Origin of the sequence: Desulforamulus reducens MI-1 (genome assembly GCF_000016165.1) — a bacterium.
In the GTDB taxonomy this organism is placed as follows: Bacteria; Bacillota; Desulfotomaculia; order Desulfotomaculales; family Desulfotomaculaceae; genus Desulfotomaculum; species Desulfotomaculum reducens.
Map to the genome: position 1 here is coordinate 192,300 of NC_009253.1, position 21,748 is coordinate 214,047.

At 43.5% G+C, this 21,748-nt stretch carries 21 protein-coding genes and 4 tRNA genes; 23 read left to right on the forward strand and 2 right to left on the reverse strand.

The window, feature by feature from the left end; translation table 11 throughout:
- Window positions 1-11: 11 nt before the first annotated feature.
- From DRED_RS00975 to disA, 5 genes are all read left to right on the forward strand, one after another.
- Window positions 12-1,085 (forward strand): protein arginine kinase, encoded by a 1,074-nt coding sequence (locus DRED_RS00975; RefSeq protein ID WP_011876569.1) that lies wholly within the window; start codon window positions 12-14, stop codon window positions 1,083-1,085.
- A gap of 11 nt (window positions 1,086-1,096) precedes the next feature.
- Entirely contained in the window at window positions 1,097-3,535 is a 2,439-nt protein-coding gene (locus DRED_RS00980; protein ID WP_011876570.1) for an ATP-dependent Clp protease ATP-binding subunit, read from the forward strand.
- Between the two features lie 164 nt (window positions 3,536-3,699).
- Window positions 3,700-5,103: an IS1380-like element ISDre4 family transposase gene (locus tag DRED_RS00985; RefSeq protein ID WP_011876571.1), complete on the forward strand. Its 1,404-nt coding sequence runs from the start codon at window positions 3,700-3,702 to the stop codon at window positions 5,101-5,103.
- Between the two features lie 324 nt (window positions 5,104-5,427).
- On the forward strand, window positions 5,428-6,777 hold the full coding sequence (gene radA / locus DRED_RS00990) for a DNA repair protein RadA (RefSeq protein WP_011876572.1): 1,350 nt from the start codon (window positions 5,428-5,430) through the stop codon (window positions 6,775-6,777).
- 11 nt (window positions 6,778-6,788) lie between these two features.
- Window positions 6,789-7,874 (forward strand): DNA integrity scanning diadenylate cyclase DisA, encoded by a 1,086-nt coding sequence (gene disA, locus DRED_RS00995; RefSeq protein WP_011876573.1) that lies wholly within the window; start codon window positions 6,789-6,791, stop codon window positions 7,872-7,874.
- 68 nt (window positions 7,875-7,942) lie between these two features.
- Here disA and DRED_RS01000 read toward each other — a convergent pair whose 3' ends face one another.
- Window positions 7,943-8,338: a hypothetical protein gene (locus tag DRED_RS01000; protein ID WP_011876574.1), complete on the reverse strand. Its 396-nt coding sequence runs from the start codon at window positions 8,336-8,338 to the stop codon at window positions 7,943-7,945.
- Between the two features lie 190 nt (window positions 8,339-8,528).
- On the opposite strand from DRED_RS01000, the gene DRED_RS01005 reads away from it, so the two are divergent.
- The 5 genes from DRED_RS01005 (at window position 8,529) to DRED_RS01025 (ending at window position 13,340) form a co-directional block, all read left to right on the forward strand.
- A complete protein-coding gene (locus DRED_RS01005; protein WP_011876575.1) occupies window positions 8,529-9,005 on the forward strand; it encodes a CarD family transcriptional regulator in 477 nt (158 codons plus the stop codon).
- Window positions 9,006-9,161: 156 nt separating this feature from the next.
- Window positions 9,162-10,304 (forward strand): PIN/TRAM domain-containing protein, encoded by a 1,143-nt coding sequence (locus tag DRED_RS01010; RefSeq protein ID WP_011876576.1) that lies wholly within the window; start codon window positions 9,162-9,164, stop codon window positions 10,302-10,304.
- Window positions 10,297-11,001 carry a 2-C-methyl-D-erythritol 4-phosphate cytidylyltransferase gene (gene ispD / locus DRED_RS01015; protein WP_011876577.1) on the forward strand — a complete coding sequence of 235 codons (705 nt, stop codon included), beginning with the start codon at window positions 10,297-10,299 and terminating at the stop codon, window positions 10,999-11,001. Before DRED_RS01010 ends, ispD begins: the two co-directional genes overlap by 8 nt.
- Complete coding sequence (ispF, locus tag DRED_RS01020; RefSeq protein WP_011876578.1) at window positions 10,992-11,465, forward strand: 2-C-methyl-D-erythritol 2,4-cyclodiphosphate synthase; 474 nt, start codon at window positions 10,992-10,994, stop codon at window positions 11,463-11,465. Before ispD ends, ispF begins: the two co-directional genes overlap by 10 nt.
- A 189-nt stretch (window positions 11,466-11,654) precedes the next feature.
- Entirely contained in the window at window positions 11,655-13,340 is a 1,686-nt protein-coding gene (locus DRED_RS01025; protein WP_011876579.1) for a glutamine--tRNA ligase/YqeY domain fusion protein, read from the forward strand.
- 72 nt (window positions 13,341-13,412) lie between these two features.
- On the opposite strand, the gene DRED_RS01030 is transcribed toward DRED_RS01025, so the two are convergent.
- Window positions 13,413-13,751: a hypothetical protein gene (locus DRED_RS01030; RefSeq protein WP_011876580.1), complete on the reverse strand. Its 339-nt coding sequence runs from the start codon at window positions 13,749-13,751 to the stop codon at window positions 13,413-13,415.
- 242 nt (window positions 13,752-13,993) lie between these two features.
- On the opposite strand from DRED_RS01030, the gene gltX reads away from it, so the two are divergent.
- The 13 genes from gltX (at window position 13,994) to DRED_RS01095 (ending at window position 21,741) form a co-directional block, all read left to right on the forward strand.
- Window positions 13,994-15,442 carry a glutamate--tRNA ligase gene (gltX, locus tag DRED_RS01035; RefSeq protein ID WP_011876581.1) on the forward strand — a complete coding sequence of 483 codons (1,449 nt, stop codon included), beginning with the start codon at window positions 13,994-13,996 and terminating at the stop codon, window positions 15,440-15,442.
- A 94-nt stretch (window positions 15,443-15,536) separates the two neighbouring features.
- Window positions 15,537-16,226, forward strand: coding sequence for a serine O-acetyltransferase (gene cysE / locus DRED_RS01040; RefSeq protein WP_011876582.1), 690 nt, complete (start codon window positions 15,537-15,539; stop codon window positions 16,224-16,226).
- A 1-nt stretch (window position 16,227) separates the two neighbouring features.
- Window positions 16,228-17,688, forward strand: coding sequence for a cysteine--tRNA ligase (cysS, locus tag DRED_RS01045; RefSeq protein ID WP_011876583.1), 1,461 nt, complete (start codon window positions 16,228-16,230; stop codon window positions 17,686-17,688).
- Window positions 17,670-18,104 (forward strand): Mini-ribonuclease 3, encoded by a 435-nt coding sequence (locus tag DRED_RS01050; protein ID WP_011876584.1) that lies wholly within the window; start codon window positions 17,670-17,672, stop codon window positions 18,102-18,104. The genes cysS and DRED_RS01050 overlap by 19 nt, the downstream gene beginning before the upstream one ends.
- A gap of 34 nt (window positions 18,105-18,138) precedes the next feature.
- Window positions 18,139-18,879, forward strand: a complete 741-nt coding sequence (thyX, locus tag DRED_RS01055) for an FAD-dependent thymidylate synthase (protein ID WP_011876585.1) — start codon at window positions 18,139-18,141, stop codon at window positions 18,877-18,879.
- Between the two features lie 14 nt (window positions 18,880-18,893).
- Window positions 18,894-19,052, forward strand: a complete 159-nt coding sequence (locus DRED_RS01060; protein ID WP_041274365.1) for a hypothetical protein — start codon at window positions 18,894-18,896, stop codon at window positions 19,050-19,052.
- Window positions 19,053-19,082: 30 nt separating this feature from the next.
- Complete coding sequence (gene rlmB / locus DRED_RS01065) at window positions 19,083-19,814, forward strand: 23S rRNA (guanosine(2251)-2'-O)-methyltransferase RlmB (protein ID WP_011876586.1); 732 nt, start codon at window positions 19,083-19,085, stop codon at window positions 19,812-19,814.
- A gap of 7 nt (window positions 19,815-19,821) precedes the next feature.
- A complete protein-coding gene (locus DRED_RS01070; RefSeq protein ID WP_011876587.1) occupies window positions 19,822-20,334 on the forward strand; it encodes an NYN domain-containing protein in 513 nt (170 codons plus the stop codon).
- A gap of 198 nt (window positions 20,335-20,532) precedes the next feature.
- Window positions 20,533-21,177, forward strand: coding sequence for an RNA polymerase sporulation sigma factor SigH (sigH, locus tag DRED_RS01075; protein ID WP_011876588.1), 645 nt, complete (start codon window positions 20,533-20,535; stop codon window positions 21,175-21,177).
- 171 nt (window positions 21,178-21,348) lie between these two features.
- A tRNA-Thr gene (locus tag DRED_RS01080) sits at window positions 21,349-21,424 on the forward strand.
- A gap of 9 nt (window positions 21,425-21,433) precedes the next feature.
- Window positions 21,434-21,519: transfer RNA gene (locus DRED_RS01085), tRNA-Tyr, on the forward strand.
- Window positions 21,520-21,586: 67 nt separating this feature from the next.
- Window positions 21,587-21,662, forward strand: a tRNA-Met gene (locus DRED_RS01090).
- Between the two features lie 3 nt (window positions 21,663-21,665).
- Window positions 21,666-21,741, forward strand: a tRNA-Thr gene (locus DRED_RS01095).
- Window positions 21,742-21,748 lie beyond the last annotated feature (7 nt).

Here is a 21,748-nt window from a genome sequence, read left to right on the forward strand (position 1 = left end):
GGGGATAAGCAATGTCGTTAAAGGAAACAGTTAGCAATCCATATAGTAAGTGGTTAGAGGCAACGGGGCCGGAAAATGATGTAATAATCAGTAGCAGGGTACGTTTGGCTAGGAATTTAATGGGATACCCCTTTCCTCATGTATTGGGTCATGAGAATGCAGATAAAGTACTCTATGCAGTTCAGTCAGCCGTTGCTCAAAAGTCTTTGCAAGAAGCCGTGGGAAATTTAGAGCTGTCCCGGATGACTGAATTATCCTCCATAGAAAGACAAATACTAGTAGAGAAGCATTTAATTAGCCCGGATATGCTTGAACAGCCTGAAAAACGGGGAGTTGTTTTAAGGGACGATGAAGTAATTAGTATTATGGTGAACGAAGAAGACCATTTACGAATTCAATGCCTGTTGCCTGGCCTACAGCTAAAGGAATGCTGGGATTTGGCAAATACCGTTGATGACGGCCTTGAACAAATAATAGACTATGCCTTTGCCAAAGAACAGGGTTATCTTACATCTTGTCCTACAAATATTGGTACTGGTTTAAGAGCGTCAGTCATGTTACATTTGCCCGCTTTGGTTATGACCCGGCAAATTAATGCGGTTCTTACCACTTTATCAAAGTTAGGTTTAACCGTAAGAGGACTGTATGGAGAGGGGACCCAGGCTACGGGCAACCTGTTCCAAGTTTCTAACCAAGTAACATTAGGGCTAACTGAAGAAGAAATTATAGATAATCTAATCACGGTGGCTCTACAACTGGTAACGCAGGAAAGAGCTGCAAGAAGGGCGCTACATAAAGAGCAACTACATCAGATTGAAGATAAAGTATGGCGGGCCTATGGTTTGTTAAAATATGCTCGTACAATGACATCCAATGAGACCATGACTCTGTTATCTGATATGCGGCTAGGGGTTGACCTGGGAGTCATAACTGGGATTCCACCTGGTATTATTATGGAGTTAATCATTCTAAGCAGGCCAGCTTTTTTAAGTAAAGTGAAAGGGGCCGATTTAAATCCCTATCAAAGGGATATCTTTAGAGCCACTCTAATACGGGAACGGCTAAACTCTTTGTCAAATGAATAGGAGGTAAAGCTATGTTTCAAAGATTTACCCAGAGAGCACAGAAAGTATTAATTTTAGCCCAGGAAGAGGCTCGTAGGCTAAAATACCCCTATATTGGCACTGAACATATTCTTCTTGGACTTATCCGTGAAGGGGAGGGCATTGCAGCCAGAGCCCTTGAACAAATGAATATAAATGCGGACAAAGTAAAAACCACTGTGGAGCAAATTGTGGAAATAGGAAATGAAGCTGTATCCGGTGAAATACCCCCAACCCCTAGGGCAAAAAAGGTATTGGAACTGGCAGTGGAGGAATCCCGAAGTATGGGACATAACTATGTTGGGACCGAGCACCTACTGTTAGGGCTTGTTAAAGAGGGAGAAGGGGTCGCTGCCCAGGTTTTAGTTTCACTGGGGGCAGATTTAGGAAAGGTTCGACAGCAAGTTATTAACATGTTGGGGAGTGGGGGGGGTCAGACCCCTGGTGGAAACGGTCAAGGCTGCCCCGCGGGTGGATGTAAGACTGTTAGTTTGGATCAATTCAGTCGCGACTTAACTAGATTGGCCAAGGAAGAAAAATTGGACCCTGTTGTTGGAAGGGCAAAGGAAATTGAACGAGTCATACAAGTGCTTTCCCGCCGTACAAAGAATAATCCTGTTTTAATTGGTGAACCCGGAGTAGGGAAAACCGCCATTGCAGAAGGCCTGGCTCAACGTATTATAGAAGGTAACGTACCAGAGATATTACTAAATCGTAGGGTTGTTACATTGGATTTAGCAGCCATGGTTGCAGGTACCAAATATCGAGGTGAGTTTGAAGACCGCCTAAAAAAAATCATGGAAGAAATTCGACAAGCAGGTAATATCATTGTATTTATTGATGAATTACACACGTTAATTGGTGCTGGGGCCGCAGAGGGCGCCATTGATGCGGCCAATATTCTTAAACCGGCCTTGGCCAGAGGTGAAATACAAACCATTGGTGCCACGACTCTAGATGAGTATAGAAAATATATAGAAAAGGATTCAGCTTTAGAGAGACGTTTCCAACCGATTCAAGTGGATGAACCCACCGTAGAAGAGACCCTTCAGATTTTAAAAGGAATCCGGGATAAATATGAAGCGCATCATCGTGTTAGTATTACTGATGAGGCCTTGGAGGCAGCAGCTAAATTATCAGATCGTTACATTACTGACCGGTTTTTACCTGACAAGGCCATCGATTTAATAGATGAATCCGCTTCCCGTGTAAGGATCAAGGCCTTTACTGCGCCACCAGATTTAAAACAGAAAGAAAAGGACCTTGAAGAAATCCGCAAGGAAAAGGAGTCAGCCATTAACAACCAGGAGTTTGAAAAAGCCGCTGAGTTAAGGGATCGAGAGCAGGCCTTGTTGACCGAAATTAATCAGGCCAGAGAGAATTGGAACCAAACCAAGGGGGGCAATAACCTAGTTGTTTCCGAGCAGGATATTGCTCATATTGTTGCCAGTTGGACTGGTGTACCAGTACAGAAAATAGCCCAAGAAGAATCTGAAAAACTTCTTAACCTAGAGGAAGTTCTTCACCGGAGAGTGGTGGGGCAGGATGATGCGGTAAAGGCCGTTTCCCGAGCTGTACGCAGAGCTAGGGCGGGCCTAAAAGACCCTAAGCGCCCTGTGGGCTCCTTTATCTTCCTTGGTCCCACAGGTGTTGGGAAAACCGAGTTGGCCAGGGCACTGGCAGAGTCCCTTTTCGGAGATGAAGATGCATTAGTTCGGATAGATATGTCCGAATATATGGAAAAGCATGCGGTATCCCGGCTGGTGGGTGCGCCTCCTGGTTATGTTGGCTATGATGAGGGCGGACAATTGACAGAGGCCGTTCGCAGAAAGCCCTACTCCGTAGTACTGCTGGATGAAATTGAAAAGGCACATCCCGATGTATTTAACATCCTGCTTCAGGTACTGGAAGATGGTCGATTAACAGATTCTAGAGGTCGTGTGGTGGATTTCCGTAATACTGTTATTATCATGACTTCCAACGTTGGTCTATCCACCATTAAGTCTGTGGGTAAGGTTGGCTTTGCTGCCACTGCCCAAGACCAAGCAGATTACGAGAAAATGAAGGAGCGGGTGGAAGAGGGTCTTAAACGTACTTTTCGGCCCGAGTTTCTCAACCGTATTGATGAAACCATTGTATTCCATCCCCTGACCCGTGAGCACATTCAACAAATTGTGGATCTAATGCTGCAGGAAGTAGCCCAGCGGATGGAAGAACACGAGGTTTACCTGTCCTTCACTGAAGGCGCTAAGGAGATTTTGGCCCAAGTAGGATACAGTGAAGAATACGGTGCCAGACCGCTCCGTAGAGAAATCCAACGCAGGGTGGAGGATCATCTTTCAGAAGAGCTAATTAAGGGTACTTTTAAGAAAGGTGAGCGGGTTGTTATCGGTGCTGAAGGCGGGCAAATTATTGTGGGAAAGGAAGAATAGTATACTAAGTAAAAGAGGTAGTTCCTGCTGAACTACCTCTTTTAGGTATTACCTGAATCCGTAAAGTAATTTTCTGCCTCACCCCATAATTTATAGGGAAATGAAGGAATATGTAGAAATATACATCTAATCGATATTTCTAATCTTCACCTCAGGGGTGCAACATGAAAAAGATAAGAAACAAGAAAATCAAAACCAAAAACAGAGACGATGATAGGCTCACTATCTTTGAAATTGAACAAGGTGACGAAGAGCTAACCACCCATTCGGGCTTAGCTCTTATCGGAGCCTTACTGACTAATACCAAGATAAAAACACGACTGAACAATACAATGTCTGCTGAACAAAAGAAACCCCATATTTCTAATGGAAGTGTTGGTATTGCCTACATTGGCTTGTTATGCCAAGGCAAGAGTGATTTTGACCACATTGAACCCTTTCGAGAAGATAATTTCTTTGCAATCTCGTTAAACATCAAAGAGACACCGTCAAGCCCAACCCTTCGCCAACGATTAGATATGGTTGCTAAAGATAAGCAATGGAATAATATCCTGTTGGAAGAATCTGCGGGGCTAATCAAAAAAACAAATGCACCACTAACCCCAGTGTACCTGGGTCAAGAAAATAGAGCTTATCTTCCACTAGATATTGATGTGTCTCCCTTTGATAACTCCAACACCAAAAAAGAAGGGGTCTCCCGCACCTACAAAGGCACCGATGGTTACGCTCCCATCTTTGCATATCTAGCAAAGGAAGGTTATTGCGTAAATACTGAGCTACGCCAAGGGAGTGAACATTGCCAAAAGAACACCTCAGAATTCGTTGCCGAAAGCATTCGCTATGCCAGAAAAATTACCCAGTTGCCTTTGCTTTTAAGGATGGACTCAGGCAATGACAGCGCTAGTAATATTGAAATTTGCTTAAATGATGATACTAAGGCTGATTTCATTATTAAGCGAAACCTTCGCAAAGAAACCCCTGAAGGGTGGCTACTATTGGCAAAGAACAATAAAGATATTTACTGCCAGGAACGTGAAGGTAAAAAAGTCTACTATGGTTCCATGATGAAATACAAAAAGGAGCTGAAAAGAGAAATCAGGGTAGTTTACAAAATTACCGAAAGAACCTTTGGTAAAGATGGCCAGATATTTCTCGTACCCCAGGTGGAGGCAGAAACCTATTGGACCTCATTGCCAGACCCTCCACATGTAATCGAAAGACTATACCACGAACATGGCACCAGTGAGCAGTTTCACAGCGAACTTAAGACAGACCTGGATTTAGAAAGACTGCCCTCTGGCAAATTTGACACTAACAACCTAATACTACATTTTGGAGTAGTGGCCTACAATCTGTTGCGCATGATAGGACAATCAACAACTAGAATGCAGCATGTGCCCTTGCGAAAGCAGGCAGAACGCCGTAGGATTAGGACGGTGATTCAGAACTTAATCACGTTGGCATCACGGTTAGTTTCACATGCAAGAAAGAAGAAATTACGATTTGGAAAGCACAGTCCCTGGTTTGAAACATTTAAACAAGCTTACTCTGTGTGTTTAGCAAGATAGAAATATCCACAGAACGATAAAACTTTGCACTAAAAGGAGTGCTTAGATTTTTATTGCCAAATTTAAGCTCAATACTATTGAGAGATTCATTAAATGCTAGTGGCAATTCTTAAAATATAAATTTTTACATATTTTACTGAAAGATAAGGTTACAGAATAGGTAACTCACGGATTCAGGTATTATCTAACAAATAAACTGCAACATTTACATATTGTGGAATTATTTTGCTAACGGGGGCAGGAATTTATGTAAGAGGTATCGAATGACAGGCCTTGTGGATTATCTATGGAAGCCAAAGTTATTTCTATTATGGAGGTTTTTTGTTGCGAAATAAAACGACCTATGCCTGCCAGAATTGTGGACATCAGACAGCCAGATGGATGGGAAGGTGCCCCGGTTGTGGTGAGTGGAATACATTGGTGGAAGAACGGACTGCTGTTGAAAGCAAAAAGCTACGGGGAATTTCGGGTACTGGTCCTGTTCCTGTAACTGAAATTATTATTACGGAAGAGGAACGATATGCCACAGGTCTTGTAGAGTTGGATCGGGTATTAGGGGGAGGTTTGGTACCGGGTTCACTGGTTCTTGTAGGAGGGGACCCTGGCATCGGGAAATCTACCCTACTTTTACAGGCAGCCTCTGCCATTGCAGCGGGTACCCGTAAAGTCCTATACGTCTCTGGAGAAGAATCAGCCCGACAAATCAAGATGAGGGCAGAACGAATTGGGGCCCTGCACCCAAATCTGTACTTAATGGCTGAAACGGATATGTCTGTAGTTGAGAGAGTTATAAAGGAAACAACTTTTTCAGCAGTGGTTGTGGATTCCATTCAAACAGTATATCAGCCAGAAATTTCGTCTGCCCCAGGCAGTGTTTCTCAAGTAAGGGAATGTACAGGTATGCTGATGAAATTGGCCAAGGGAAGTGGCGTTCCTATTTTTGTCGTGGGGCATGTTACAAAGGAGGGAACGTTGGCCGGACCCCGGGTGCTGGAGCATATAGTGGATACGGTGCTTTATTTTGAGGGAGATCGGCATCAAGCCTATCGCATTTTAAGGACAGTGAAAAACCGATTCGGCTCCACCAATGAGCTAGGGATTTTTGAAATGCGGGGGGCAGGATTAGTAGAAGTATCAAATCCCTCTGAACTATTTATGAATCAACGACCTGAGAATGTGGCGGGGTCCTCAATTGTACCTAGTTTAGAGGGAACCCGTCCTCTACTAGTTGAGCTCCAGGCACTGGTTTGTGCCAGTGGATTTGGCTCACCCAGGCGTATGACTTCAGGGGTAGACTACAATCGGGTAGCTTTAATAATGGCGGTTTTAGAACGGCGGGTAGGGCTTCGATTATCTTCTTACGATGCCTACGTAAGTGCTGTGGGTGGAGTGAAGTTAGATGAACCAGCTGCCGATTTGGCAATTGCTCTGGCCATAGCTTCAAGTTTTAAGGAACAACCGGTTCAAGAGCAAGTGGTACTGGTGGGTGAAGTGGGGCTAACCGGCGAAGTCAGGGCTGTAGCAGGAATGGAGAAGCGGTTACAAGAGGCAGCAAAATTGGGTTTTAAAGTTTGTATAGGACCGAAAGACAAACAAAGCCAATCCATGGGTATAATAGAATATATAGGAGTACAATCATTGCAAGAGGCAGTGGAAGCCGCCATCGAGCGGTAAGGGGTGAAATTGTGGTAAAGGATGAAAAAATAGAAGACAAGTTAATAAAGTTACTGAGATTGGTTGCTCCGGGAACTCCCCTGAGAGAAGGATTGGAAAACATTCTACGGGCCAAAACAGGAGCGTTAATTGTGATCGGCGATATACCCGAGGTTATGGAATTAGCCGAGGGGGGGTTTGCCATTAATGCTGATTTTACTCCGGCGGGATTATATGAATTAGCTAAAATGGATGGAGCCATTATCCTAAGTGAAGATGCTAAAAAAATTATAGCCGCCAATACTCAGCTTATTCCTGATTTAATTATACCCTCCAGTGAAACGGGTATTCGGCACAGAACAGCGGAACGGGTAGCCAAACAATGTGATATGCCCGTTATATCAATCTCCCAACGGAGAAGTGTTATTACCGTTTATAAGGGATCAATCAAATATTTTTTAAGGGATATCAGTGTGATCCTAGCTAAAGCTAATCAGGCTGTGCAAACCTTAGAAAAGTATCGCTCTGTTTCTGATCGTGTAATTAATGAGTTATCCATGATGGAGTTACAGGAAGTTGTAACCCTGTTTGATGTAACAAAAGCTATCCAAAGGATTGAAATGGTTTTGCGTGTTAAAAAAGAAATTGACCGTTACATCAGTGAATTAGGGACAGAGGGTCGTCTCATTGCCATGCAAATGGAAGAATTGGTGGCAAATGTTGAGGAAGAAGGTTTGCTTATCATTCAGGATTATGCTACGACCCTAGGAGAAAAGACACCGGAAAGTATTCTTAAAGTAATCGGTAGTTGGCCGGCCGAAGACTTATTGGATCTGGTTCTTATTGCCAGGGCTCTGGGATATCCAGGCAGTGCCAGTGTTCTAGACCAGAGTGTATCGCCAAGGGGTTACCGTGCTTTACGGAAAATTCCTAGATTGCCCTTGCCAGTAATAGAGAACCTTGTTTCAACCTTTCAGTACTTGCGAACAATTTTAGCGGCTTCAATTGCGGAACTGGACGAGGTAGAAGGCATTGGGGAGGTCAGAGCTAGGTCTATTAAGGACGGACTTACCCGTTACGGTGAGATGCTGCTGCAGGATCGCTATAAAAACCAATAAAGAAGGCGTGGGAAAACCACGCCTCTGGCAAATCAATAAATTTTCATATACTTCAGTAAATTTAAATATTAAGTTAAATTATACTCCCGTAATATTTCCAACTGCTTATGTTCTTTGATAAAGATGTCATAAAGATTTAATTCCATAAGGTTACAAAGAGCAGCCATGTAAAAAAGCGAACGCCCAATTTCACTTTCGATGTTATCACGACAGTTATTACAAAGGTTTCCAGACAGATGGGAGTCCAATAAATTTTTTAAATCCAAGAAAGTTGCATTCTCCGGTAAGGATTTTTTATTGGCAGTGATTTTTTGGCATCCACAGGATGTTACAGAATGCACAACAGAACGCTGAACCCTTACGCCGGATTCCTGAAGCTTTGACAGTATTTCTAATATGCTCCGATGACAAAGCGTCATCTCAGATACGGTATTTTGAAACTGATCGCAAAGCAAATCTTTCATTCTGCCGGACCACTCCTTTTACTCTCCATTATTGCAATTATAGCTACCTGCAAGGGGCTTTGTCAAACGGACCATTATGTCATAAAAAGGTTATTGACACCAACATATTGCTATGCTAAAATATATGTTTTTTGACAGTCAAGTTAAAATGTGTTATAATAAACGCAACATAACTTGGGGGGGATTGGCCTTGTTCAAGATTGGCGACAAAGTCGTTTATCCTATGCATGGAGCTGGAGTTATCGAGGCCATTGAAGAGAAGGAAGTTCTAGGGAAAAAACGTCAATACTACATATTGCGGCTTCCGATCGGAGATATGAAGGTGATGATTCCGATCAGCAATTGTGATGACGTTGGACTTCGGGGTATTATCGACCGTGACGAAGTATCCACTGTCTTGGAAGTACTGGAAGGGCAAACAACCGTCATGTCAGGCAACTGGAATCGTCGTTACCGTGCCAATTTAGAAAAAATAAAAAGCGGTGATATATACGAAGTGGCCGAAGTTGTACGAAACCTTCTAACCCGTGATAAGGAAAAAGGTCTCTCCTCTGGGGAACGTAAAATGTTGGAGAATGCCCGTCAAATATTGATTAGTGAATTGGTTCTGGCAGCCGAAATGGAAGAAACAAAGGCAAGATCATTAATTGATGAGGTTTTTGCATGATAGAAGAATAAACAGACCTCTTTCCTGGTGATTATATGCTATTAAATGGGTGTTGCATAATTCGCCCTTTTTTGTTATTGAACCTATTTAAGGCTTAACATATAATAACAGTACGAACATGAAAAAATTACCATAGGGAAAGGGGGTGAATTGTGAATGGTTCGTAAAATGATCTATGGTCTTTTGATTTTACTTTTCGGCAGTATGGGGTTTTGGGCAGGGCTGTACAGTATTTCCAATAATCTGGTAACAGTGCCAGCTACTTTGCCTCAACTGAAATTTGGTGTCATTGCATTGGGGGCTTTGTTAGGTGTGTTGGTGGGGGTTATTAGTACTCCTTGGATCATTAAAGGTGGTCTTGCACTGACCGCAGTTGTTGATCAATATTTAGTTAAAACCCCGACGCAGGATTTAATTATGGGTGCCCTTGGACTTATTTTTGGACTTATAATTGCTAATTTATTAGGCGCAATTCTATCGACCATGGGTCCTATCGGCAAGGCAATCTGGCTGGCTGGAACATGTTTGCTTGGTTACTTGGGACTTTCGGTGGCAGTGAAGAAAAGGGAGGAAATCGTCTCTTTATTTTCTAGTTTGCCTCGTTTTGGCAAGGAGAAACTTGGAAAGGCAGAGACTAAAGTAAACCAAACCAAATTACTTGACACCAGTGTCATTATCGATGGGCGAATTTCGGAGTTGTGTCAAAGCGGCTTTGTTGAAGGGGTTTTGTTGGTTCCGGTTTTTGTAGTAGATGAATTAAGACATATTGCAGATTCCGCAGATCTTTTAAAGCGGAATAGGGGCCGCAGGGGTCTTGATATTCTTAATGCCATGAAAAAATCCTCCGATATAAAAGTACAAATATACGAAAATACAAAAGGGTTAGATGATATACCGGAAGTAGATGCCAAACTTGTGAAACTGGGACAAAAGCTTGGGGCGAAGATTGTTACCAACGATTATAACCTCAATAAAGTGGCTGAACTACAGGGAGTTAAGGTGCTTAACATCAATGAACTGGCCAATGCCATTAAGCCGGTGGTATTACCCGGTGAAGAAATGACTGTTACCGTTGTTAAAGATGGTAAGGAAATGGGTCAGGGTGTTGCATATCTTGATGATGGCACCATGATTGTTGTGGATGGTGGAAAGCGTTATATTGGTCAAACCATTAGCGTTTTAGTTACCAGTGTTTTACAGACTGCGGCGGGACGTATGATATTTGCCAAACCAAAGGGTTTGGATAAAAGAAGCGAAGCTACTGGACAAGTAATAAGTGGAGTGAATGCAATTGGGTAATATTGTTGCTGTAATTCCTGCAGCGGGCATGGGGAGCCGTATGGGTACTGAGGTTAAAAAGCAGTATCTAAAATTGCAAGACCGACCTATTTTAGCCCATACCATTGATGCGTTAGAACAAGTCCCCGATATTACAGGTATTGTATTAGTTGTTTCTCCTGGTGAAGAGACCCTGTGCCAGGAATTGATATTAAAGGGCAATTTATTTAACAAGATCATGGCGGTGGTACCTGGTGGTGACCACCGCCAAACTTCTGTCTATCATGGGCTTTGCAGTCTGCCAGGTGATACCGAACTGGTGGTTATACATGATGGCGCCAGGCCCTTGGTACAAAGGGCAGAAATAAGCCACATTATAAAGGAAGCTCGCCGGGTAGGAGCAGCAGCCTTGGCTGTACCGGTGAAGGACACGGTCAAGCTGGTTAACGATCAAGGATATGTTATAGCTACGCCTAATCGTGAAAAGCTTTGGGCAGTTCAGACGCCTCAGGTATTTAACTATGAACTCATTCTCAAGGCACACCAGGATGCACGGGAAAAGGGTGTTTATGCCACTGATGATTGCGCTTTGGTAGAAGCATTAGGGCAACCAGTCAAACTGGTGCAAGGAAGTTATGAAAATATTAAAATCACTACACCAGAAGATATGGTTATGGCCCAGGCCTTTCTTAAAAGGAGGAATTGTTGGTGCGAGTAGGCATCGGTTATGATGTACACAAGCTGGTAGCTGAGCGGCAACTAGTGCTGGGGGGAGTGGTCATCCCCTACGAGTTTGGTCTGTTAGGTCATTCCGATGCGGATGTTTTAATTCATGCCATTATGGACGCATTATTGGGGGCTGCTGCACTGGGGGATATTGGCCGACATTTTCCTGACAACGAGCCACGGTATAAAGGAATATCGAGCATGAAGCTTTTAGAGGAAGTACGAGAAAAGCTGGCTGTAAAGGGCTACAGTGTAAACAACTTGGATGCCGTGGTCGTAGCCCAAGCACCCAAATTAGCACCCTATATTCAAGCCATGCAGCAAAACATTGCCCGTACGCTACAGGTGGATTTAGACAGTGTTAATATAAAAGCAACCACCACCGAACACCTTGGCTTTGCAGGGCGGGGAGAAGGCATTGGCGCCTATGCCGTTTGTACACTCCAGCAGGGCTGACCGCAGCAGGTCTAAAAGCAGGGGAATCACATTAACACCAGCGAAACGACTTATCGTAGTACAGGTAACGGCACTTGGTGAAGACAAGTTTTACTTATAGGAAAAAGGATTTTTGGATAATATGTGGAAAAGTAGACATTTTATGACGTACTTTTACGTTTTAGAAATTTAAAAAGGGAGTCATGAAGTATGAATAAAAAACTCACAAGTTTTATCCATGATATTATAGATAAAGATTTGGAAGAAGGTAAAAACGGTAGCAAGGTACATACACGCTTCCCGCCCGAGCCAAACGGCTACCTTCATATTGGACATGCTAAGTCCATATGTTTAAACTTTGGTATTGCTAAGGAATACAGTGGCCTTTGTAATTTGCGATTTGACGATACCAACCCAAGCAAAGAAGATGTTGAATACGTCGACTCCATACAAGAGGATGTAAAATGGTTGGGTTTTAGCTGGGAAGATCGTATGTTTTATGCATCTAATTACTTTGATCAATTGTATGAATTTGCTGTCCAGTTAATCAAAGCAGGGAAAGCCTATGTTGATGACTTAAGCGCGGAAGAGATCAGAGAGTACCGGGGAACATTAACCCAACCAGGAAAGGATAGTCCCTACCGTAATCGGTCGGTGGGGGAAAATTTAGAGCTCTTTGAGCAGATGAAGGCGGGAAACTTCCCGGATGGTTCCCGGGTAGTACGTGCCAAGATAGATATGTCCTCGCCGAACATCAATATGAGAGATCCGGTTCTATACCGCATTCAAAAAACAAAACATCACCGCACTGGTGATAAGTGGTCTATTTATCCGATGTATGACTATGCCCATCCCCTTTCCGATGCCATCGAAGGAATTACACATTCCATTTGCACCTGCGAATTTGAGGACCATCGTCCACTATATCATTGGGTTGTTGAAAATGTTAGCGCCATTGCTGGACTTAAATCCAAACCACAGCAAATTGAATTTGCCCGATTGAATCTTAGCCATACCGTTATGAGTAAACGGAAGCTACGGCAATTAGTGGAGGAAGGACACGTTAAGGGATGGGATGACCCAAGAATGCCTACCATTTCTGGTTTGCGTAGGCGAGGCTACACGCCGGAAGCCATCCGGGATTTCTGTGAACGCATAGGGGTAGCCAAGGCTGTGAGTACCGTTGATATTGCAATGCTTGAACACTGCATCCGGGAGGACTTGAGCTCTAAGGCACCTCGTATTATGGGGGTTCTTCGTCCAGTTAAAGTAGTGATTGACAACTACCCAGAGGGCCAAGTGGAGTGGTTGGAAGCAGAATACCATCAGGAGAATCCTGAACTGGGTGGACGTAAGATACCATTCTCCCGTGTCCTTTATATTGAACAGGATGATTTTATGGAAGACCCTCCAAAGAAATTTTTCCGCTTAGCTCCGGGTAAAGAAGTTCGTCTAAAATACGCTTATATCATAAAATGTGAGCAGGTTGTAAAAGACGAGCAAACCGGAGAGATTGTGGAAATCCACTGTACTTACGATCCTGATACAAAGAGCGGCACAAACAACGAGGTCCGTAAGGTAAAAGGAACACTTCATTGGGTGTCAGTGGAGCATGCTATCCGTGCAGAGGTAAGATTGTATGACCATTTATTTACCAAAGCAAACCCTGAGGAAGAAAGGGATACCGATTTTAAACAGAATTTGAATCCCAACTCCCTGGAAGTGTTAAAAAATTCCTTCCTTGAGCCTAGTTTAGCCGATGCCAAGCCGGGCGACAAGTACCAGTTCCAGAGACAAGGGTATTTTAGTGTAGATCCCGATTCGAAGGAAGATAGAAAAGTATTTAACAGGGTTGTTTCATTAAAGGATTCCTGGGCTAAAATGCAAAAAAAGTAAACCGCATAATCCTATAGAACCAGAAGACCCCTTGCCAAATTGGAAGGGGTCTTTGCTTATACTTTAGCCCTTTTATAAAAAAGAATCCAAGCAACAACTATGCTGATAGTCCCAACGCAATTCACAATAGTCTGGGCACCAAGTAAGAAGAAGATTGTTATCGTAACGGGGATCAAAGGTGTTAAGATCAAGGGTGGCTTGGTGAGTTTTTTTACCAATCCTATGAGTGAAAATAATTTCAAAGTCCTCATTGCGAATAAGAGAAAAATGGGATGAACCAACGGTTTTTTCACAGAAGATGACCCGAGCTAGGTTTTTATCAGCCAACTTTTTATAATCCGGACGAAAACTAATTTGACCCTTTATTTCGTTGTATTCATCAATTAAATCGGCCAATTTCGGAGTTGTCATACCTACAAATACCTCCTGAAAAACATATTAGGCATAAAATATTTCGCCCTTTTCAAGAAAATTCCTTCAATAATTTGAAAAAAAAATCACAAACCTAGAAATGTTTAAATCAATGCAATAAACCCTAAACATACCGACAAAATGTAGCAACAATACAAAAAGTTGTGTGCCTTTACATAAAGATGATATAATATCCATCTAGAGACCAAGTATATTTTACAAATAAAAAGGGGGAAGTCTCTTTGTCTATAAGAGTAAGGTTTGCCCCAAGTCCCACGGGGCCTTTACATATTGGGGGAGCGAGATCAGCACTTTTTAACTGGCTTTATGCCCGTCATCATGGCGGACAATTTTTGGTAAGAATTGAAGATACTGACATGGAGAGATCTTCCAGAGAGTCTGAAGAGAATATATTGAATGCCCTCCGATGGCTGGGTATTGATTGGGATGAGGGAATCGAAGTGGGAGGTCCTAATGGTCCCTATCGCCAGACAGAACGCTTAGATATATATCGGCAATTAGCCAAAGAACTGGTGGATGCCGGACATGCGTACTATTGTTACTGCAGTGAAGAAGAGTTGGCAGTCGAGCGGGAAGCCCTTATGGAAAAAGGAGAATTACCTCGCTACTTGGGTCGCTGTCGTAATTTATGTCCGGAGGATAAAGCAAAGTTTGAAGCTGAGGGAAAAAAACCTGTACTCAGATTTAGAGTTCCAGAAAACCAGACCATTACCATCAATGATCACGTTAGGGGTCAGGTGGAATTCGAAAGTAATGGTATTGGTGACTTCATTATTATGAAGTCTGACAACATCCCAACCTACAATTTTGCGGTGGTGGTGGATGACCATGATATGGGCATTACCCACGTGGTTAGAGCAGAGGAACACCTTTCCAACACACCGAGGCAAATTCTTATTTATGAGGCGTTGGGTTGGCAGAAACCGGAGTTTGCCCATATATCTTTAATTTTAGGAAAAGATCGCAGCAAAATGAGTAAACGGCACGGGGCAACCTCCATTGAGCAATATCACAATTTAGGGTACTTACCAGAAGCTCTGGTTAATTTCTTAGCTTTGCTGGGCTGGTCTCCAGGGGGCGAAGAAGAAATCTTCACATTGAAAGAGATTAAGGAACAATTTACACTGGACCGGGTGGCTAAAAATCCGGCTGTTTTTGATATTGACAAACTAAATTGGTTAAACGGTCATTATATTCGTCAAGCTTCGGTTGAAAGGCTAACAAAGCTTGCTGTACCCTATCTTCAAGGGGCAGGCTACCTAAAGGAAGAAATCAGCACCGAAAAGATGGCTTGGTTGGAGCAGGTGGTGGCCATTGCACGGAACTACATCTCTTATATGCAGGAGATTACTCAACACGTAGATGTTTTCTTCCGCGATAATGTAGAGATTACAGAGGAAGACGCAAAGCAAGTACAAGGCTGGGAACAAATGCCGGTGGTTATGAAAGCTGCCCATGAGTTATTCTCTGCAGCGAATGAATTAACTGAAGAATCCGTAAAGGCAATTATTAAAGCCATTGGAAAACAAACTGGTCTAAAAGGCAAATTTATTTTCCAACCCCTGCGTGTAGGAATAACTGGTCAGACCCACGGCCCAGAACTACATCAGATCATTCCGGTTATTGGCAAGGAAAGAACACTGGCCAGGCTTGAAGCAGCTTTAAAGTAGTTCTAAGGGTAAGGATATTACTCCTGGGCAAAAAAGTTTCTTGGCATATCAGAAGATTTTCATAAAGAGTAAGGTTACAAAAGGAGGATTACCCTTGTTTGGCCGGATAAAAAAAGAAATTAATGCGGTATTTGAACGGGACCCTGCAGCCAAAGGAGTTATTGAAGTATTACTTTGTTATCCCGGCCTGCATGCCATTTTATTACATCGGGTTGCCCATAAATTATATCAGAAGAAATTTTATGTTGTTGCTCGTTTTTTATCTCAATTTTCCCGATTCCTGACGGGTATCGAGATCCACCCCGGGGCTAAAATTGGTGAAGGACTTTTTATTGACCATGGTTCAGGGGTTGTGATAGGGGAAACTGCTGAAGTGGGCGATAATGTTACCATCTACCAGGGAGTAACTCTGGGTGGTACAGGAAAAGAGAAGGGTAAACGTCACCCCACCATTGGTAATAATGTGGTAATTAGTTCAGGAGCCAAAGTGTTAGGCTCTTTTACGGTGGGTGATAACGTTAAGATTGGTGCCGGTTCTGTGGTGCTGAAATCAGTTCCTTCTGACTGTACGGTGGTAGGTGTGCCGGGACGGATTGTAATTCGTGATGGGCAAAAAATTGATTCTGCCTATGTACCGGATTTGCGGCACGACCAATTACCAGACCCCATTGCTGACATGTTAAGCCAAATGCAAGACCAGATTGCGAGCATGGAAAGAAAAATGAGAGAGCTTGAACAACAATACTGCCAACGAAGAGAAAAAGCGGAGGGGGCTGAGGGATAAAATGCAAATTTATAATACTCTGGCCAGGGCCAAGGAAGAGTTTATTCCACGGGATAAGGGACACGTTAGTATGTATGTTTGCGGACCAACGACCTATAATTTTATTCACCTGGGCAATGCCCGTCCGCTGGTGTTCTTTGATACCGTAAGAAGATATTTCCTATATAAGGGCTACAAAGTTGACTATGTTCAAAACTTTACGGATGTGGATGATAAAATTATTAACCGAGCCGCCGAAGAAAAGATAGATCCGCTGGAATTAGCCCAGAAATATATTCAAGAGTTTTTTGTGGATGCAGATGCCTTAAATGTTATGCGAGCAGATACCCACCCAAAGGTATCGGAACACATCGAAGAGATTATTGACCTAATTAAAAGGTTAGAAGATCAAGGCCATGCCTATGTTGTGGATGGGGATGTGTATTTTGCCGTTCGTAGTTTTGCAGAATACGGGAAATTATCCGGTCGGAGTTTGGAAGATATGCAAGCCGGAGCCAGGGTGGAAGTGGATCCGCGGAAGAAAGACCCCATGGATTTTGCCCTTTGGAAGGCTGCCAAACCTGGCGAACCCAGTTGGGACAGTCCATGGGGGTCTGGGCGTCCGGGCTGGCATATTGAATGCTCAGCTATGGCTGAAAAATATTTGGGAAATGGCTTTGATATTCACGGTGGCGGATTTGATTTAATTTTTCCACATCACGAAAATGAAATTGCCCAGTCAGAGGCAGCTTGCAAGGCGCCCTTTGCCCGCTATTGGATGCATAACGGTTTTATTACCATCAACCAGGAGAAAATGTCTAAATCCCTAGGTAATTTCTTTCTGGTACGGGAGATCTTAGCTAAATTTCCGCCGGATGTTGTAAGGTGGTATCTTCTTTCTACCCATTACCGCAGCCCGCTGGACTTTGATGATGAAAAGTTGGTTATGTCCGGCAAAGGTTTGGAACGTATTAAAACAGCGTTACGTTTGCTCTATGAAGCTATGGATCTCCCGGTTTATGAAGGGGAGGATATTCAGGGGGCAGAAAACTTTGAAGAAACGCTTCAAAGGATCAGACTGGAATTCGAAAAGGCCATGGATGATGACTTTAATACTGCCTTAGCTATTTCTTACTTCTTTGACCTCGCTAAGGAAGTTAATATCTATGTGGGCAAGTTGAACAGTAAAGTAACGCTTGAAATGAGAAAAATTTTGGATCAAGCCCATACTTTAATCAAAGACTTTAATCGTGTGTTAGGAATACTAAAAGAGGATAAAATGACTGGGAAGCTGTTGATAGAAATGGCTGGCGCTGATGACACCTTGACCGAGGGATTAGTTCAGTTGATCATAAAAATTCGACAGGAAGCCCGGTCTAAAAAAGACTGGTCCACAGCCGACGCAATCCGAGATGGCCTAAAGGAACTTGGGGTCGTGCTTGAGGATACACCCCAGGGAGTTCGATGGAAAAAGCAGGGGTAAATTTGTTTAACGATATTTGTTTACAGCATAAAAACATAAAACCAACAGAACTGCCCAGTCTGGTATTGGCTTATATAGGGGATGCTGTCTATGAACTGGCTGTTCGACGGTATTTGGTCACTCAGGGGTCAGTGAAAGTCAACCAACTCCACAAGGGCGCTGTCCGGTATGTGCGGGCAGGGGCCCAGGCCAGAGCGCTGTTCGCTCTGGAGGAGAAACTGACAGAGGAAGAGACCGCTGTGGTGCGAAGGGGCAGAAATGCTAAATCAGCCACGCTGCCTAAAAATGCCGACATTATGGAATATCGGCAGGCCACTGCCCTGGAAGCTTTAATTGGTTATCTCTATTTACAGGGGCAACAGGAGAGAATGATGGAAATCATTAATGTTGTCATTGAGGCAATCAACAGGAATTAACTTTTTAAGATTTTTTATTTGGGAGAGAAGAAATGTGGGTAAAGCATCTTTAAAAGTACGACTGCTGGAGCACACCCCAAATCCAGAAAAGGTTGTGGCCATGGCGGCTAGGCTATGTTACTCTCCATCTGATATTGACAGTTTAGCCGAGAATGTTTCCACCACCGACCAACATTCCTTTATAAAAAAGCTAATGGATTTGGGTCACTATAGTACCATAGAACATGTTACCTTTACCTTTGGGATTGAAGGGGTATCCCGGAGTTTGTTAGCCCAGATAACCAGACATAGAATCGCCAGCTTCAGTGTACAGTCCCAACGATATGTAGGTGAAACCCGCAGTCAGAATAATGAAGGAACCTTTGGTTATATCATTCCTGAAACTATTTTGGGTTTAGGGCCAGAAGCCGTAGCAGAATTTGAAGAACAAATGGCCCAGATTCAAGCCTGGTATGACAGATGGGTAGAAAAACTGGGAAGTGGACGGGGAGCTTATGAAGACGCCCGGTTTGTTCTACCTAATGCTGCAGAAACTAAGATCGTAGTTACCATGAATGCTCGTGAACTAAGACACTTTTTTAGCCTTCGCTGTTGTCAGAGGGCCCAGTGGGAAATTCGGGCACTGGCGGATGAAATGCTTAGGCTGGCCAAAGAAGTGGCTCCGTTGCTCTTTGCAGATGCAGGACCAGAATGCCTGGTGGGGCCCTGTCCCGAAGGAAAAATGAGCTGTGGTAAGAGAATGGAAATACGGAAAAAATATGGAGTAGACTCATAACGGAGAGTGAACCGATGATAAGCCCCTTTGTTATCCTTGCCCTTTGGGGCATAGCTATGATTCTAGGAGTCGTAGGTGTTGTTAGCCGTAAAAAAATTCTACTCAAACTAGGTATGGTTGCGGCCCTGGGTGGACTGGCCGTAACCTTCTGGCTAAAAAGTACTCTAAAGTAAAGCTTATTCCCAACCAATGGAGGCACTAGCATGAATGAAATGATTGCCGGCAGAAACCCGGTGCGGGAGGCTCTCCGTGCAGGGCGACCCATTAATAAAGTAGTGATGGCAAAGGGCGCCGGCACCGGTCCTTTGGCAGAAATAGTAAAACTGGCCAAACAAAATAATATACCCCTGCAAATGGTGGAGCGGAGTCACTTAGACAAAATGAACCCAGGCGTGCCACACCAAGGAGTTATTGCCTATGCAGCGGCAAAGCAATATGTGGAGTTAGAAGAACTATTGGAGATTGCCAGGGCTAAGGGCCAAGACCCTTTTATCATTATGTTGGATGAAATAAATGATCCACATAACCTGGGCGCTATAATGAGGACCGCAGATGCAGCAGGGGCCCATGGCGTGATTATTCCCCAGAGGAGGTCCGTAGCCCTAACCTCAACCGTTGCAAAGGCTTCGGCTGGTGCAGTGGAATATGTACCTGTGGCCCGGGTTACCAATTTGGATCAAACCATTCGACAGTTAAAGGACGAAGGGCTTTGGGTTGTGGGTGCCGACATGGACGGTTCGGAGATTTACTGGGATGCCAAACTAACAGGGCCTCTGTTGCTGGTTATTGGAGGAGAGGGCAAGGGTCTTGGCAGGTTAATAAAAGAGCGGTGCGACATGTTGGTGCGTTTGCCAATGGCGGGTCGTGTTGGATCACTTAACGCCTCTGTGGCAGCTGCATTGCTTGTATATGAGGTGGTGCGCCAGAGAAGGTAGGTTTACCATGCGAGATTTTTATGTGGTGGACGGATATAACATTATTCACGCTTGGCCGGAATATGAAAACATGATTGGGACTGGATTAGACCATTGCAGAGATCGGCTTATCGATATCCTTGCCAACTTTGCCGGGCTTGATGGCAGTTCTGTAACTGTGGTCTTTGATGCTCACCTAGTCAAAAGCGGCATGGGCCACCACGAAATAATTCATGGCATAGAAGTGTATTATACCCAGGAAGGGGAAACGGCCGATTCATTAATTGAAAGAATTGTGGGGGATTTAGGGAAGCAAGGGAATGTCTATGTAGTTACTTCGGACTGGGATGAACAAAAAGTAATTTTTGGCAGGGGTGCTTACCGCCTAACACCTAAGGAATTTCGGACTCAGGTACTAAAGACCAATAAGCGAGGGCGGGAGGACTATAATAAACCAAACCCCACAGAGGGTTATCTGGAAGACAAATTACCTAATGACATCAGGATAATACTAGAAAAATGGCGTCGTAGAAAAAACTAAGGTCCACCTGGGCGGGATTTATTTTACCTTGACGAGTCTTTTTAGGATAAGCTATAATTAGTCTTGTAATTATAGCAGGTTAATTGACTAATGATATAATGGTAAATCAGACCCCGGGTTTCCGTTTGGTAGGGAATTTCTGATTGCTTTATCTGATTTGCGCGGTTTCCTAGAGCTAAGAAAGCGGGGGCGATAGTTTTGAATCCTAATGCACAAAGGGAAGTTTCCGGCGGATATGAGATAATGGTGGATGAAGATGTCGTTGAATTTGCGCGAGAAGGCGACAACGCAGCGCTGGAGTACTTAATTAACAAATATAAGAACTTTGTGCGTGCTAAAGCTCGCTCATACTTCCTTATCGGAGCGGATAGAGAAGACATCATCCAAGAAGGCATGATTGGTCTTTATAAAGCCATCCGGGACTTTAGGTTGGACAAGTTATCATCATTTCGCGCCTTTGCAGAATTATGCATTACTAGGCAGATTATAACCGCCATTAAGACAGCCACCAGACAAAAACATATTCCTTTGAATTCTTATGTTTCATTAAACAAACCAATCTATGATGAGGATTCAGACCGTACCCTCTTGGATGTTATATCTGGTTCCAAAATCACAGACCCTGAGGAACTAATTATCAGCAGGGAAGAATTTGATGACATCGAAGAAAAAATGGGCGAAATATTAAGTTCCCTTGAGTGGAAAGTCCTCATGTCTTACTTGGAAGGTAAATCCTATCAGGAAATCGCTGAAGACTTAAACCGTCATGTTAAGTCCATCGATAATGCTCTTCAGAGGGTAAAACGCAAACTAGAAAGATATCTTGAAAAGCGTGAAGTTTAACTGATCAGTCAGCTTAATAACTTCTAATGTGATAAAATTCTACACGATATCGATTTTACCTTCATCAAATTAGTAAAAAATGTTGTAAAAAAACTGTTATTTTTCCAAAGATTGCATGCATTAAGGTATTGACACGACAAAGCGCATCTGGTATCATAGTCAATGTTCGGTGCCGGCGTAGCTCAATTGGTAGAGCAGCTGACTTGTAATCAGCAGGTTGCGGGTTCGAGTCCCATCGTCGGCTCCAAGAAAATATGGAGGGGTTCCCGAGCGGCCAAAGGGAGCAGACTGTAAATCTGCCGGCGATTGCCTTCGAAGGTTCGAATCCTTCTCCCTCCACCATTTACAAAAACCTTATCAAATATATGTTGTGCATGTGAATTATATATGATAAGATAATCAATACTGACGCGGGATAGAGCAGTTGGTAGCTCGTCGGGCTCATAACCCGAAGGTCGGAGGTTCAAGTCCTCCTCCCGCAACCAAATGCTGCTATAGCTCAGTAGGTAGAGCGTATCCTTGGTAAGGATAAGGTCACCGGTTCAATCCCGGTTAGCAGCTCCATATGAAG